The organism is Massilia phyllostachyos, from assembly GCF_021044825.1.
Taxonomy (GTDB): domain Bacteria; phylum Pseudomonadota; class Gammaproteobacteria; order Burkholderiales; family Burkholderiaceae_D; genus Telluria; species Telluria phyllostachyos.
Map to the genome: position 1 here is coordinate 221,325 of NZ_JAJNOC010000006.1, position 13,363 is coordinate 234,687.

Annotated in this window: 11 protein-coding genes; 5 read left to right on the top strand and 6 right to left on the bottom strand. The window is 64.9% G+C overall.

What is annotated here, in order from left to right; all coding sequences use genetic code 11:
• From LQ564_RS18310 to LQ564_RS18330, 5 genes are all read right to left on the bottom strand, one after another.
• On the bottom strand, positions 1 to 765 hold the full coding sequence (locus LQ564_RS18310; RefSeq protein WP_231059550.1) for an alpha/beta hydrolase: 765 nt from the start codon (positions 763 to 765) through the stop codon (positions 1 to 3).
• A gap of 17 nt (positions 766 to 782) precedes the next feature.
• Positions 783 to 1,169 carry a hypothetical protein gene (locus tag LQ564_RS18315; protein ID WP_231059551.1) on the bottom strand — a complete coding sequence of 129 codons (387 nt, stop codon included), beginning with the start codon at positions 1,167 to 1,169 and terminating at the stop codon, positions 783 to 785.
• Between the two features lie 141 nt (positions 1,170 to 1,310).
• Entirely contained in the window at positions 1,311 to 1,565 is a 255-nt protein-coding gene (locus LQ564_RS18320) for a PAAR domain-containing protein (protein ID WP_231059552.1), read from the bottom strand.
• A 63-nt stretch (positions 1,566 to 1,628) separates the two neighbouring features.
• Positions 1,629 to 3,641: an SEL1-like repeat protein gene (locus LQ564_RS18325; protein ID WP_231059553.1), complete on the bottom strand. Its 2,013-nt coding sequence runs from the start codon at positions 3,639 to 3,641 to the stop codon at positions 1,629 to 1,631.
• A 235-nt stretch (positions 3,642 to 3,876) separates the two neighbouring features.
• A complete protein-coding gene (locus tag LQ564_RS18330; protein ID WP_231059554.1) occupies positions 3,877 to 6,534 on the bottom strand; it encodes a DNA topoisomerase III in 2,658 nt (885 codons plus the stop codon).
• A gap of 376 nt (positions 6,535 to 6,910) precedes the next feature.
• Here LQ564_RS18330 and LQ564_RS18335 point away from each other — a divergent pair, with 376 nt between their 5' ends.
• From LQ564_RS18335 to LQ564_RS18355, 5 genes are all read left to right on the top strand, one after another.
• Positions 6,911 to 7,786: a fumarylacetoacetate hydrolase family protein gene (locus tag LQ564_RS18335; protein ID WP_231059555.1), complete on the top strand. Its 876-nt coding sequence runs from the start codon at positions 6,911 to 6,913 to the stop codon at positions 7,784 to 7,786.
• 10 nt (positions 7,787 to 7,796) lie between these two features.
• Positions 7,797 to 8,834 (top strand): gentisate 1,2-dioxygenase, encoded by a 1,038-nt coding sequence (gene gtdA / locus LQ564_RS18340; protein ID WP_231059556.1) that lies wholly within the window; start codon positions 7,797 to 7,799, stop codon positions 8,832 to 8,834.
• Between the two features lie 16 nt (positions 8,835 to 8,850).
• Positions 8,851 to 10,053 carry an FAD-dependent oxidoreductase gene (locus tag LQ564_RS18345; protein WP_231059557.1) on the top strand — a complete coding sequence of 401 codons (1,203 nt, stop codon included), beginning with the start codon at positions 8,851 to 8,853 and terminating at the stop codon, positions 10,051 to 10,053.
• An 82-nt stretch (positions 10,054 to 10,135) separates the two neighbouring features.
• Positions 10,136 to 11,245 (top strand): porin, encoded by a 1,110-nt coding sequence (locus LQ564_RS18350; RefSeq protein ID WP_231059558.1) that lies wholly within the window; start codon positions 10,136 to 10,138, stop codon positions 11,243 to 11,245.
• Between the two features lie 22 nt (positions 11,246 to 11,267).
• Positions 11,268 to 12,632, top strand: coding sequence for an MFS transporter (locus LQ564_RS18355; RefSeq protein WP_231059559.1), 1,365 nt, complete (start codon positions 11,268 to 11,270; stop codon positions 12,630 to 12,632).
• Positions 12,633 to 12,655: 23 nt separating this feature from the next.
• Here the strand turns inward: LQ564_RS18355 and LQ564_RS18360 are convergent, their stop codons facing one another.
• Positions 12,656 to 13,318 (bottom strand): TetR/AcrR family transcriptional regulator, encoded by a 663-nt coding sequence (locus tag LQ564_RS18360; protein ID WP_231059560.1) that lies wholly within the window; start codon positions 13,316 to 13,318, stop codon positions 12,656 to 12,658.
• Positions 13,319 to 13,363 lie beyond the last annotated feature (45 nt).

Sequence of the window (13,363 nt, forward strand, 5' to 3'; positions counted from 1 at the left end):
TCAACGCGCCCAGGCGAGCGCCTTGACGTACTCGGGACTGTTCGAAATGGTATTGTGCCCGACGCCCTCGATCACCCGCATGGTGGCGACCTTGGGCGCGAAGCGCGTGGACAGCTGCCGGGTGCTCTCCGCCGGGATGATCTCGTCCTGCCCGGCGGCGAGGATCAGGGTCGGCGCCGTCACCTGCGGCGCGTAGCGCCAGGATTCGTAGCGGTCGCGCAGCAGCCAGCGCACCGGCATGTAGGGGAACTGGGCGGCCGCCAGGTCGCGCAGGCTGTCGAAGGGCGTGACCAGCACCAGCCGCCGCACCGGGCGCTGGGTCGCCAGTTGCACCGCCACGCCGCTGCCCAGGCTGCGTCCCACCACCACGATGTCGCCGTGCTCCGGCGCGACCTTGTCGAACAGCGCCAGCGCATCGTGCACCAGCTCTTCCTCGGCCGGCTTGCCGGTGCTGCCGGCGTAGCCGCGGTAGTGCAGCAGGTAGAGCGCGCGTTCCGGGTAGGAGGCGTCCAGCAGCGGCAGGCTGGCGCTGACATCCTCGGCATTCCCGCCCAAATAGATCACCGCGCCGTGGCCGGCGGCGGGCCGCTCGGACACCTTGAGCGAAGCGCCCGGCACCTCCAGCGTGGAAACCTGCGGCGCGGGGACCGCCGCGGCCCTGGGCGGGTAATAGATCAGGGAGCGCTGCATGAGGAACAGCGCCAGGCAAGCCGCCGCATAGGCGCCGAGCGCCAGCATGACGAGGATGGTCAGGGTTTTCTGCATCGGGCGCCGCGTCTCCTTCAGGCGACGCGGGTCATGCGCAGCGTGTAGGTTTGTTCCTTGCCCTCGGCGTTCCAGTGCTGGGTCGCTTCCAGGGTGCCGTCGTCCACGCGGCGCCAGCTGAAGCGGCTCGGCGCGTTCACCGGCTCGAAGTCGGCGCCATCGGCGCGGATGGCGGATGCCTTCCAGGTGAACTCGTTCCACTGCGAGACCACCTCGCCGTCCTTATAGGAGATGGTGGCGCCGTCGCTATGCTCGGTGAAGCCGGCATCGGGAAAGCGGCGCGAGCGGAACGCCTGCGGCTCGGGACGATCGTACTGCTCGAAGAACTCCTTGCCGTCCGGGCTCTCGCCCTTCCAGCGGCCTTCCAGGAACTGCAACTGCGCGAACTCGTCGAGGCTGAACATGTCCGGTCTCCCTCAGGTGGCGAATGTGCCAGCCATCATACACGCAGATCCGCTTCCCTTGATTTCGTGCACACCGATCACACCAGGCATGGACCCGGTTCGCGGCCGGGATGGAAGCCTGTCGAAGTACTTATGCATGTCTCATATCGAGGAAATAAGCTTCGCTCCGCAAGCGGTGAGATCGTTGTCGTAGGCGTAGGCTCGACCCTTGTGCCTGGCGCCGGTGCCGTCGGGTTTTATAGGAAATTTTCCTTTGCATTTGGGACAAAAGGTCATGTCGTCGGCAAGCGCTGCTTCGGTACCCATTACGATGGTGCCGGATGAAACGGAGATAACCTGACCTCCGTGATCGGTTGTGTCGTTGAGTCGGATGACGCCGCGGCCCATATGCTTCATGGCTGCTCCCTATTGTGTTCCAAAGCCGGATAGAGGAATCGGTGAAGGCAAGCAAATTGCCGATCATGTCATGATGGCTTGCGTACGATCCAGCAGGTGCCACTTCAAGACATCCGGATCGATGTGAAGCTGGTCGTCATTGTGCAGACCGGGAAATGTTTCGCCGGCCCTTACCCAAGCCTGACGCCACGGCTGGTTGATTGCGTGTCGCAATGGATGTTCGATTGGTAGCCATGGCTGCCAGGTGCCGGTCGAAGGGCATGGTGTCCGCGCATCGCAGGCTCGGTGCGCTTCTACAGGTACGACTTCGCGCGCCATGCCGGCAGCGGCCGGCGGTTCGACCGCGCCGTGGTTGTGGCGGACGGTGAGAAAGTGCTTCCACACCAGTCCCTGGATCGCCCTGCGGCCCATCTCTTGCGGATAAGGTGGAAGGTCGAATACTTCTCCCGGCCGGTAGAGGCCGGGCGGGATGCCGGCGAGCCATGCTTGCACTTCCTCCGGCTCGTTTGGCGCGGTCGCTTGCCAGTATCCGGCGAACGGCGCTTCCGCTTCAGTCGTCTTGTCGTCGCTGGGACGCAGCTCATAGGCGGCGTCGAGGTGCGGCCGGCCTTGTCGCTGCGAGGCGGTGCTCGCTTTACGATCCGATACCTCGGGCGTCACGCCTTTTGCGGCCTCGAGCAGCGTCTGCTTGTCGCCATCCCAAGGCGACAGCGCTGCGGGCGGCAATGGGAGCACCTTGTCCAGGTTGGGGAAACGGAGCAGAGGATTGCTATCGAGAGCATCGTTGAGTATCCCATAGCGCTCGGATCGGACCCTGTCGAGATGCGGAACAATCATGTCGGCCAGGTCGTGGGGATTACGGAACTCGACCGATAAACTTCTAGCGCAGTCGGAGCAGCCATGCTTCACCCCTGTGTGTAAAGTGACCAGTGCTAACGCTCTGGTCTCGGTTGTACGCGGCCCTACGATTTTGCCGTCCGCTGCACGCGGCCATCCTCGAAGGTTCGCCAGCCTGTAAGCAGCTGGGCCGTAACCTTGAGTCAATGCACACTCCAGCACCTTGGTCGCGACCGAAATGTTTGCCCAATACCCCTCGTTTGGAATATCCCACGTCGAGGACATCTTTTCGCCCAGGTAGCCCATGGCATGCGGATTGCCCATCTCCGCTGCCTTCTGCCAGAACGCGAAGGCCTTGGTCGCGTCACCCGGCACTCCGACACTATTCATGTAATAGGTTCCCATCCGGTCGTAGGCGGCGGGGATGCCGAGCTGCATTGCCTGCTCCACCAGCGCGAGCGCTTCCATTTCCCCGTGCGGCGGATCGCGCTTTTCAAGGTACAGCGTGGCGAGATTGAGCATGGATTTCCAGTGCCGCCTGTCGGCCGCCTGCCGCGTCAACTGGACGATTTTTTTATAGTCGCGGTCCTCTTCCCACATGTCGGGATCGTCCAGCGCCTGCGCTTCGCGGAACCACGCGTCGGCCTGCGCGTCGATCGGCGGCACTTTAGCCGCCTCGACCTCGCAGGTGAAGCTGGCCCGGTGCGGATCGAAGAGGGGCAGCTCTTCGTTACGAGGCAGGTCCTGGATCGTTCTGTATTGGTCGTGTACCACGCTGAACCCTTTGAAAAGACAAAATATGGACAATGCCGCGAACAGGACGGTGGACAACTGACGGAGCATGGAACGTTCCATCGTCAGCCCAACCGCAGTGTGGCGCTGCGATTGTCCTGGAGTGGCAGCAGGAAGCCGGTCATCGGTTGCGAATGAAGTTTTTGCTGCAAATTTGCTTCCATCGTCTCTTAAGTAGCGTAGCGATCCGTCTTCGCGCACCAGGGAGATCGTCACCATCCGGCCCATCGACGTTTTCAGCGGAATGCGCGGGTCGTCCGACAGCACCTCAAGGTCGAAGCGGAAGCCACGCGAAACTTCTTCATGAGCGGTCAGCTTGTTCGGTAGCAGAATGGCTGAAGGACCGTCCTTGTGGGGAAAGTCGAGCCGCATGAGGCGATTGTGTTGCGATGCGCCGCTGAACGCCGAGAGTGCGGCTGCGGCCGCGATGATCTGGCTGTCGTTCATTGATTGTGTCCGATGGACCTTGGCCATCGCGTGTGAAAAGGTCAGCGGACACCATACCCTGGCACTGCCAAGGAGAATTTAATTGGTATCAACCGCTTCCCAGCGCTGGTGGACTGCCTACAACGGAATCCTTGTCGTCTCCGCTTTGCAAGTAAACCGGAGGCGCAATGAAAAACGCGAACCCTCGGGTTCGCGTTTTTCATTTGGCAGCAGCAGCTTACTTCTCGACCACCGCTCAGGCGATTTTCTTCGCCGCCGGCTTCCTCACCGCCGACTTCGCCGCCGCCTTCCTGGCCGGCGCCTTCGCCGCGGCCTTGGCTGCCGGTTTCGCGGCCGCCTTGCGCGCCACCTTCACCGGCTCTGCCGCGCCCTCGGCGCCCTCGGCGCCATCGCCTTCAGCCGCCTTGCCCTTCGCCCCCGGCTTGGCCTTGCGCTCCTCGAACTCGAAGCTGATCTTGCCATCCTTCCCGCGCACCAGGAAGGCCTTGAACGCACGGCGCGTACGCTGCGACACGAAGCCCGGCAGCAGGTCGGTCTTGCCTTCGTTGAGCAGCTTGGCCATCTGCTCGGGCAGGATTTCCTGCTGCAGGATGATGCGGCCGCTGCGGAAGTCGCACGTCTTCGGCTTCGCGACCTGGTGTTCGCACACATAGGCCAGGCCCATCTCGTAGACGCCGCCGTTGCACTTCGGGCACGGCCCTAACGGGGTCTGGCCGGTGAAGTCGACGCCCTCGCCTTCTTCGCCCTCGTCCTGGTCCTGGCCGAAGTCGAACTCCAGCTTGAAGTTCTTGATCTCTTCGTCGCGCACGATGCGCAGGATCGCCGCGAACGGGCGGCCCATCTTGGAGCGGAAGCCCTGCAGCGGGCCGATGGTGCGGTCCCTCAGGAGCTGCTCGACTTCCTCGATCTCGAACTGGCGGCTGCCCGGCGTTTTCGACATCGAGAAGTCGCACTTGGTGCAGGCGAAGCGGCGGTAGTTTTCCTTGACCACGCCGCCGCAGTTCGGGCACGGCGTCGAGAGGGTCGCGTAGTCGCCGGGGATGGTCTCGTTGTCGTATTCCTTGGCGCGCTTGACGATAATCTGCGTCATCTGCTGGATCTCGCGCATGAATTCGTCGCGCGAAATTTTGCCCTTCTCCATCTGCGAGAGCTTGAACTCCCACTCGCCCGTCAGTTCCGGCGCGGTGAGTTCGTTCACGCCGAGGCCGCGCAGCAAGGTCATGAGCTGCGACGCCTTCGCGGTCGGGATCAGTTCGCGGCCTTCGCGCACCAGGTACTTCTCGGTCAGCAGGCCCTCGATGATGGCCGCGCGGGTGGCCGGCGTGCCGAGGCCCTTGCCGGCCATGGCGTCGCGCAGCTCGTCGGAGTCGACCAGCTTGCCCGCGCCTTCCATGGCGGAGAGCAGCGTCGCCTCCGTATAGCGTGCGGGCGGTTTCGTGACCAGGCCGTTCGGCGTGACCTTGTCGGCCAGGACCTTCTCGCCCTTCTGCACCGGCACGAGATTCGCGCCGTCCTTGTCGTCCTGCGACTCCTTGCCGTAGATCTGCAGCCAACCGGGGTTGGTCATCACCTTGCCCTCGGTCTTGAACTGGTGGCCCGAGACTTCGGTGAAGCGGGTCGTGACCAGGAACTCGGCCGGCGGGAAGAACACGGCCAGGAAGCGGCGCGTGACCAGGTCGTACAGCTTCTGTTCCGGCTCGGTCAGGTTCTTTGGAATCACGCCGGTCGGGATGATGGCGAAGTGGTCCGAAATTTTCGTGTTGTCGAAGATGCGCTTGTTCGGCTTGACCCAGCCGTTCTTCAGCACCTGCTTCGAGAATTGCTGGTAGTTGTTGGTGTCGTTCAGCGACTCCATCGTGCTCTTCACGGTCGCGATGTAGTCTTCCGGCAGGTGGCGCGAATCGGTACGCGGGTAGGTCAGCACCTTGTGCTTCTCATACAGCGCCTGGGCCAGGCCGAGGGTGTTCTTGGCCGAGAAGCCGAAGCGGCCGTTGGCCTCGCGTTGCAAGGACGTCAGGTCGAACAGGGCCGGCGCCATCGAGGTGGTCGGCTTCGATTCCTCGGTGACCACGCCCTGCTTGCCGCGGCAGGCGGCGACGATCGATTCGGCGGCAGCACGGCTCCACAGGCGCTCGGCGCGCTTCTCGGGATCGTTCTCGTCCTTCTTGAATTTCTGGTCGAGCCAGCGCCCTTCGTAGACGCCGGCGGCGCACACGAACTCGGCGCGCACTTCCCAGTAGTCGCGCGGGACGAACTTCTTGATCTTCTCTTCGCGCTCGACCACGATCGACAGGGTCGGGGTCTGCACCCGGCCCACGGTGGTCAGGTAGAAGCCGCCCTCCTTCGAGTTGAAGGCGGTCATGGCGCGGGTGCCGTTGATGCCGATCAGCCAGTCGGCTTCCGAGCGGCAGCGCGCGGCGTCGGCCAGCGGCAGCATCTCTTCGTCGCTGCGCAGGTTGGCGAAGCCTTCGCGGATCGCGCCCGGCGTCATCGACTGCAGCCACAGGCGTTTCACCGGCTGCTTGGCCTTCGCGTTCTGGGCGATCAGGCGGAAGATGAGTTCTCCTTCGCGTCCCGCGTCACATGCGTTGATCAGGGTGCTCACGTCCTTGCGCTTGATCAGCTTGTTCAAGACCTTCAGGCGCGATTCGGTCTTGGCGATCGGGTTCAGCGCGAAGTACGGCGGGATCATCGGCAGGTGCGTGAAGCTCCATTTGCCGCGCTTGACGTCGTACTCTTCCGGCACCGCGATCTCGAGCAGGTGGCCGACCGCGGATGACAGGATGTATTGGTCCGACTCGAAGTACTCATCGTGCTTGGTGAAGCCGCCCAGCGTCTTCGCGATGTCGTTCGCGACCGACGGCTTCTCGGCGATGATGAGGGATTTGGTCATAGTGATTCTCGGGTGCTCTATATATAAGGGGCTTTTTCCCGCGCATCATACATGCTTGCGGGCCGGACCGTCGTGAAGCCGTAGTGTCCGAATAGTAACAATCTGGATTAAGCGGCCAATGATAAGCGCGATGCCGCGCCTCCCGCAAGTGCACACACCTGCACCATTTCGGCCCGTCCTCTCCCTTCTCCCCTCCCTTTTCCCGTCGCCGCCCTCTCATGGGGCGCTGATCGTGCACGAAATAAATGCCGCAAGTGCACATAAATTTCCGTTGACTTTGCCTTTTCACCGACCAATAATGAATCAGTTCAAAAATGAGCGCGTTATAAGAATAAAGCGCGCTCAATGTTTAAGTTGAGAGTGTGAGGAGCACAACATGAAGATCTGCCGTTTCAATGACAACCGCGTCGGCCTGGTCGAAGGCGACCGCGTGTACGACGTCACCGCCATCACCGCCGAGCTGCCGGGCTTGACGTGGCCGGTGGCGCCGGGCGACGTCCTGATCGCCCACCTGGACGGCCTGAAGGACAAGATGCTGGCGCTGCGCGAACGCGCCACCCCGCTGGCGCTGGCGGACGTGAAGCTGCTCAGCCCCGTGGCCAACCCGTCGAAGATCATCGCCGCGCCGCTGAACTACCAGCTGCACGTGGCCGAATCGGCTGCCGACAGCGGCATCCACAACGGCGTGCACCTGCCGTCCTACGAAGGCTTCGCGTCGCCGGTGGCCAAGTTCGGCGTGTTCCTGAAGTCGCCGTCCTCGATCGTCGGCGCCGGCGAAGGCGTGAAGATCGCCTACCCCGGCCGCCGCAACGACCACGAGGTCGAGCTGGCCGTCGTCATCGGCAAGCAGTGCAAGGACGTCAGCCGCGAGGATGCCTTCGGCGTGATCGCCGGCTACGCGATCGGCCTGGACATGACGGTGCGCGGCCCGGAAGACCGCAGCTACCGCAAATCGGCCGACACCTATTCGGTGCTGGGCCCCTACCTGACCACCCGCGACGAGATCGCCGACCCGGACAACCTGGACTTCTCGATCACGGTGAACGGCGAGCCGCGCCAGAAGGCCAACACGCGCGACCTGATCACCAAGACGGCCGAGCTGATCGAAGTGGCTTCCCGCGCCTATACCCTCTACCCGGGCGACATCATCTATACCGGCACCCCGGAAGGCGTGAACAGCATCGTCGGCGGCGACGTGATGCACGCCGAGATCGAAGGCCTGGGCCACATGGACGTCGCGGTGCGCGACTGAGGCGAACGCCATGAACGCTCCAGACAACACCAACCTCGCCGCGCGCCAGGACTTCTACAAGCGCATCGACGTGCAACACCTGGCGCCGCTGTGGGAACAGCTGCACAGCCTGGTGACCCCGACGCCGAAGTCGGCCTGCCGCCCGGTGCACTGGTCCTATGCGGCCGTGCGCACGCACCTGGACGAAGCCGGCCGCCTGATCACGGCCGAGGAAGCGGTGCGCCGCGTGCTGATCCTCGAGAACCCGGGCCTGCGCGGCCAGGCCGCGGCCACGACTTCGCTGTACGCCGGCCTGCAGATGATCCTGCCGGGCGAGATCGCGCCGCCGCACCGTCACACCCAGGCGGCGATCCGCCTGATCCTGGAAGGCGAAGGCGCGTATACCGCGGTCGACGGCGAGAAGACCCTGATGCAGCGCGGCGACTTCGTCATCACCCCGGCCTGGCACTGGCACGAACACGGCAACGAGACCGAGGCGCCGATGGTCTGGCTCGACGGCCTGGACGTGCCGCTGGTCGCCATGCTCGACGCCAGCTTCGCCCAGAACGCCGACCAGGCGCCGAAGGAAAAGCGCAACGGCGGCGAGAGCAAGGCTCGCTTCGGCAGCAACCTGCTGCCGGTCGATTACGTCGCCCCGACGCCGGCGTCGCCGCTGTTCAAGTACCCGTATGCGCAAGCGCTGGACGCGCTGCGCACCATCGCGGCAGGCAATGCGCCGGACGCCTGCCACGGGCACAAGCTGCGCTATGCGAACCCGGTCACGGGCGGCTATCCGATGCCGACCATGGGCGCCTTCATCCAGCTGCTACCGGATGGCTTGGCGACGCAAGGCTACCGCTGCTCGAGCGGCACCGTGTTCGCCGTGATCGACGGCGCGCTCGAAGTCGAGATTGGCGACATGCGTTTCACGGCGCAGCCGAACGACGTCTTCGTCGTCCCCAGCTGGGCCGAACACCGTTTCACGGCGCAAGGCGAGACCACGGTCTTCAGCTTCTCCGACCGCCCGGTGCAGGAAGCACTGGGCCTGTGGCGGGAACAGCGCAACTGAATCTGAAAGCACCATCATGAAAAAACACCCCGTAGTCATTTCTGGCGGCGGCCCGGTCGGCCTGGTCACCGCCCTTGCCATGGCCCGCCAGGGCGTCGAAGTCGTGCTGCTCGAATCGGAAGCCGCGATCCCGCAAGACCTGCGCGCCGGCACCTTCCACCCGCCGACCGTCGAGATGCTCGACGCGCTGGGCCTGGGCAAGCCGCTGCTGGAACAAGGCATCAAGGTGCCCGAGTGGCAGATCCGCGACCGCCGCACCGGCGTGGTCGCCCAGTTCGACCTGGGCGTGCTGGCCGACGTCACGTCCCACCCTTTCCGCCTGCACTGCGAGCAGCACAAGCTCTCGACCATCGCTTACCAGGCCTTGCAGGACTATCCGAACGTGCGTGTGCTGTTCGGCCACCGCTGCACCGGCTTCACCCAGGACGCGGACGGCGTCACGGTGGCGCTCAGCACGCCGGATGGCGATAACGAGATCCGCGCCAGCTTCCTGGTCGGCACCGACGGCGCCCGCAGCACCGTGCGCAAGGCGATGCAGGTCGAGTTCGAGGGCTTCACCTGGCCCGAGCGCTTCCTGGTGTTCGCCACGCCCTACGACTTGCGCGAACAGGGCTTCACCGGCAATGCCTACATCGCCGATCCGGACGAGTGGTGCGCGATCTTCATCCAGCCGCACAAGGGTCCGCCGGGCATCTGGCGCATCGCCTTCCCGACCGATCCGGAAATGAGCGAAGAGCAGATCCTGTCGGACGCGTTTGTCCAGAGCCGCATCCAGGGCTTCCTGGACCCAAGCCGCGAATACGAAATCGCCTACCGCAGCGTCTACCGCGTGCACCAGCGCGTGGCCAGCGACTTCCGCGAAGGACGCGTGCTGATCGCGGGCGACGCCGCCCACGTCAACAATCCGCTCGGCGGCATGGGCCTGAACAGCGGCATCCATGACGGCGTCAACCTCGCCGGCAAGCTGGTCGACGTGCTGGAAGGCGCCTCGCTTGAACTGCTGGACCGCTACACGCGCCAGCGCCGCTTGACCAACATCGAGTACGTGCAGGCGATCACGATCCGCAACAAGCGCTTGCTGGAAGAGCGCGATCCCGAGGTGCGCCGCGAGCGCCTGGACGAGCTGCGCATGACGGCGGCCGATCCGGTCAAGGCGCGCGAGTACCTGCTCAACTCCTCGATGATCAACAGCGTGCGGCGCGCCAGCGAGATCCAGTAGTGGTAACAACGACCGCCTGCAATCAGAGCGTCCAAGACGCCGGGCAGGCGGATGACAACAGCAGTATGGAGGAGATCCGACAATGCACAGCAAGAGCACCCTCGCGCTTGCCATCGGCGCCGCGTGCGCCGTCCTGGCCGGCGCCGCCGGCGCGCAGACGCGCGTCGAATTGTACGGGAGCGTGGACGCGGGCGTCAGCTACGTGAACAACGCCCGCGGCAACGGCCAGACCCTGGTCGACAGCGGCAACCGCTCGCCCGACCGCTTCGGCATTCGCGGCAGCGAAGACCTGGGCGGCGGCTACCAGGCCCTGTTCGGCATAGAGAGCGGCTTCAGTCTCGACACCGGCGCCCAGAAGAACCCTAACAAGCTGTTCCAGCGCCGCACCTTCGTCGGCCTGAGCGGCCCGATCGGCACTGTCAGCCTGGGCCACATGCCCGACTTCATGTACGACTACCTGCGCTTCCAGAGCAACGGGATCATGGGCTCGGCCTACTTCTTCCATCCCGGGAACCTGGACAACCAGGCCAACCAGTTCCAGATCGATAATGCGGTGCGCTACGAGACCCCGGTCATGCGCGGCTTCAAGTTCGGCGCGATGGTCGGCGCCGGCGAGCAGCCGGAATCGTCGGTCAAGGGCCGCCACTACAGCCTGGGCGCGCAATATGCGAGCGGCCCGCTGAAGGCCAACCTGGCCTACACCAAGTCGCGCGACCGCGCCTTCAACCTGGGCGCCACCCTCGGCCTGCCGAGCGTGCTGGGGCAGGCCCTGTCGAGCGACCCAAGTGCCGTGGATGCCAAGTACGCGAACTTCAACGCCGACCGCGTGACCAGCTTCGGCGCCACCGGCAGCTACACGATTGGACGCTTCACCCCGCACGCGATGGTGTCCAGCGTGAAGCTGGAGACCCGCGCCGGCGCGGAGACCCAGCGCAACGTGGAACTCGGCACCGACTACGCGCTCACGCCCGCCGATACGCTGGGCGTGTCGGTCGCGACCTCGAAGTTCGGCGAGGTGCGCTGGGACCAGTTCAACGTGATCAATATGTATCGTTTCTCGAAGCGCACCACCCTGTACGGCGCCGTCGCCTTCCAGAAGGCGAAGAACGGGGTCGCGGTGATCCAGGGCCTGGCGCCGTCGAGCACCGACAAGCAGGTGGTGAGCCGCATCGGCCTGCACCATCTCTTCTGAACGCATGACGTAGGATACCCATATGAATTCGACGCTCAACAAACTGGACGTGGTCGAGCTGCTCGACAACGCCAAGATCTCCCGTTTCCACATCAAGCTGATCATCTGGTCCTTCCTGATCATGGTGGTCGACGGCTTCGACCTGCAGGCGATCGGCTACGTGGCGCCTTCCCTGATCAAGGAATGGGGCCTGAACCGCGCCGCCTTCGGCTCGGCCTTCTCGGCCGGCCTGGTCGGCATGATGATCGGCGCGACCCAGGGCGGCACGCTCGGCGACCGCCTGGGCCGCAAGCGCACGGTGCTGGCCGGCGTGGTGTGGTTCGGCGTCTTCACCCTGGTCACCGCCTGGGTCGAAGGCCTCACCGGCCTGGTGCTGCTGCGCTTCCTGGCCGGCATCGGCCTCGGTTGCGCGGTGCCGAACGCGATCGCGCTGAACACGGAATATGCACCGAAGCGCCTGCGCGCGACCATGGTTACCGTGATGTTCCTCGGTTACACCATCGGCGCGGCCCTCGGCGGCGCCGCGGCGGCGATCCTGATCCCGCGCTTCGGCTGGCCGTCGGTGTTCATTGCCGGCGGCGTGGCGCCGCTGGTGGTGGCGCTGCTGTGCATGAAGTACCTGCCGGAGTCGGTGCGCTTCCAGCTCCTGCGCGGCAACCGCATCGACGCCGCGCGGCGCCAACTGCAGGCCTGGTTCCCGCAAGCCCGCATCGGCAAGGACACCCAGCTCGTGATGCACGAGGAGGTGCGTTCCGGCTATTCGCTGGGCCACCTGTTCAAGGAGGGCCGCGCGCCCTTCACCGTGCTGCTGTGGATCTGCTTCATCGCCAACCTGGTGACCCTGCACTTCATCGCCAACTGGCTGCCGACCGTGATCGAAAGCACCGGCGTGCCGCTGCAGCGTGCGGTGATCGTGACCTCGCTGTTCCAGGTCGGCGGCACCTTGGGCGGCATCATCATCAGCCGCCTGCTCGACCGCGGCAGCCTGGTGCCGCTGGTCGGCTTCTTCGCCATGGCGGCCCTGATGATCGCCGCGATCGGCATGTTCAGCAGCAGCGAGACGATGCTGGAAGTGATCGTGTTCGGCGCCGGCCTGTTCGTGGTCGGCACCCAGTTCGGCCTGAACGCGCTGGCCGGCAGCTCCTACCCGACCTTCATCCGCTCGACCGGCGTGGGCTGGGCGCTGGGCATCGGCCGCATCGGCTCGATCATGGGCCCGGCCGTGGGCGGCGTGCTGATCGCGATGAAGCTGCCGCTGCACCAGATCTTCCTGTGGGGCGCGACTCCGATGCTGGTCGGCTGCATCGCGTCCTTCATGCTGCTGCGCTTGCGCAAGGAAGCGATCCGCCAGGGGCAGGACCTGCAAGTCGTCGCCGGTTCGCATTGAACCGGCATGGGCCGGCGCCGGGATTACCGGGCGCCGGCTTCGCCCTCGGCCGGCCGCACGCCGTGCAGGGCCAGCGACATCAGCTTGCGCAGGCGCGCCATGCCCTGTTCCACCTGCGGATCGTCCTGGTTCAGCCAGCGCCGCACCTCGGTGAGGTAGATGGTCATGAACAGCGAGGCGATGTCGGCGGCGGCGTAGTCGCTGCCGATGCGCCCCGCGCGCTGCTTGGCGGCGATCAGGCTGGTGAGCAGTTCGCTGATGGTGCTGCGGCGCGCGTAAAAGCGCGCGGTTTCCGGACCCTGGCCCGAGCTCAGGGACAGGAAGTCGAAGGTCTCCTGCACCGCGGGACGGGCGATGCGCGGCTCGCTGGCCCAGTAGGCGTAGCGGCGCGCGAAGAAGGCGCTGAGCTGGTCGATCAGCGGACCTTCCCAGGTGGCCTCGGCCAGTTCGGCGTTCACCGCATCGAGGTCGTCGTTCACGATCATCATCAGGAGGTCGCGCTTGTCCTTGGCGTAGACGAACAGCGTGCCGATGGCGACGTCGGCGGCCTGGGCGATCTCGCGCGTGGTGGCGTCGTCGTAGCCCTTTTCGAGGAAGACGGCGCGCGCGGCCTGCTTGATGCGGCGGCGCTTCTCGAGCTTGCCGCGTTCGCGCAGGCCGAGCTTGGGGGGTTCTTGGGTAGGCATGCCGGAATTATAAGGCGGCGCCCTTCGCAAAAATAGAGCGCGCTC

What these genes read in the sequence shown, in the direction of transcription:
- LQ564_RS18310 (WP_231059550.1), bottom strand. Translation starts at nt 765, where the DNA reads ATGCAGAAAACCCTGACCATCCTCGTCATGCTGGCGCTCGGCGCCTAT.
- LQ564_RS18315 (WP_231059551.1), bottom strand. Translation starts at nt 1,169, where the DNA reads ATGTTCAGCCTCGACGAGTTCGCGCAGTTGCAGTTCCTGGAAGGCCGC.
- LQ564_RS18320 (WP_231059552.1), bottom strand. Translation starts at nt 1,565, where the DNA reads ATGAAGCATATGGGCCGCGGCGTCATCCGACTCAACGACACAACCGAT.
- LQ564_RS18325 (WP_231059553.1), bottom strand. Translation starts at nt 3,641, where the DNA reads ATGAACGACAGCCAGATCATCGCGGCCGCAGCCGCACTCTCGGCGTTC.
- LQ564_RS18330 (WP_231059554.1), bottom strand. Translation starts at nt 6,534, where the DNA reads ATGACCAAATCCCTCATCATCGCCGAGAAGCCGTCGGTCGCGAACGAC.
- LQ564_RS18335 (WP_231059555.1), top strand. Translation starts at nt 6,911, where the DNA reads ATGAAGATCTGCCGTTTCAATGACAACCGCGTCGGCCTGGTCGAAGGC.
- gtdA (WP_231059556.1), top strand. Translation starts at nt 7,797, where the DNA reads ATGAACGCTCCAGACAACACCAACCTCGCCGCGCGCCAGGACTTCTAC.
- LQ564_RS18345 (WP_231059557.1), top strand. Translation starts at nt 8,851, where the DNA reads ATGAAAAAACACCCCGTAGTCATTTCTGGCGGCGGCCCGGTCGGCCTG.
- LQ564_RS18350 (WP_231059558.1), top strand. Translation starts at nt 10,136, where the DNA reads ATGCACAGCAAGAGCACCCTCGCGCTTGCCATCGGCGCCGCGTGCGCC.
- LQ564_RS18355 (WP_231059559.1), top strand. Translation starts at nt 11,268, where the DNA reads ATGAATTCGACGCTCAACAAACTGGACGTGGTCGAGCTGCTCGACAAC.
- LQ564_RS18360 (WP_231059560.1), bottom strand. Translation starts at nt 13,318, where the DNA reads ATGCCTACCCAAGAACCCCCCAAGCTCGGCCTGCGCGAACGCGGCAAG.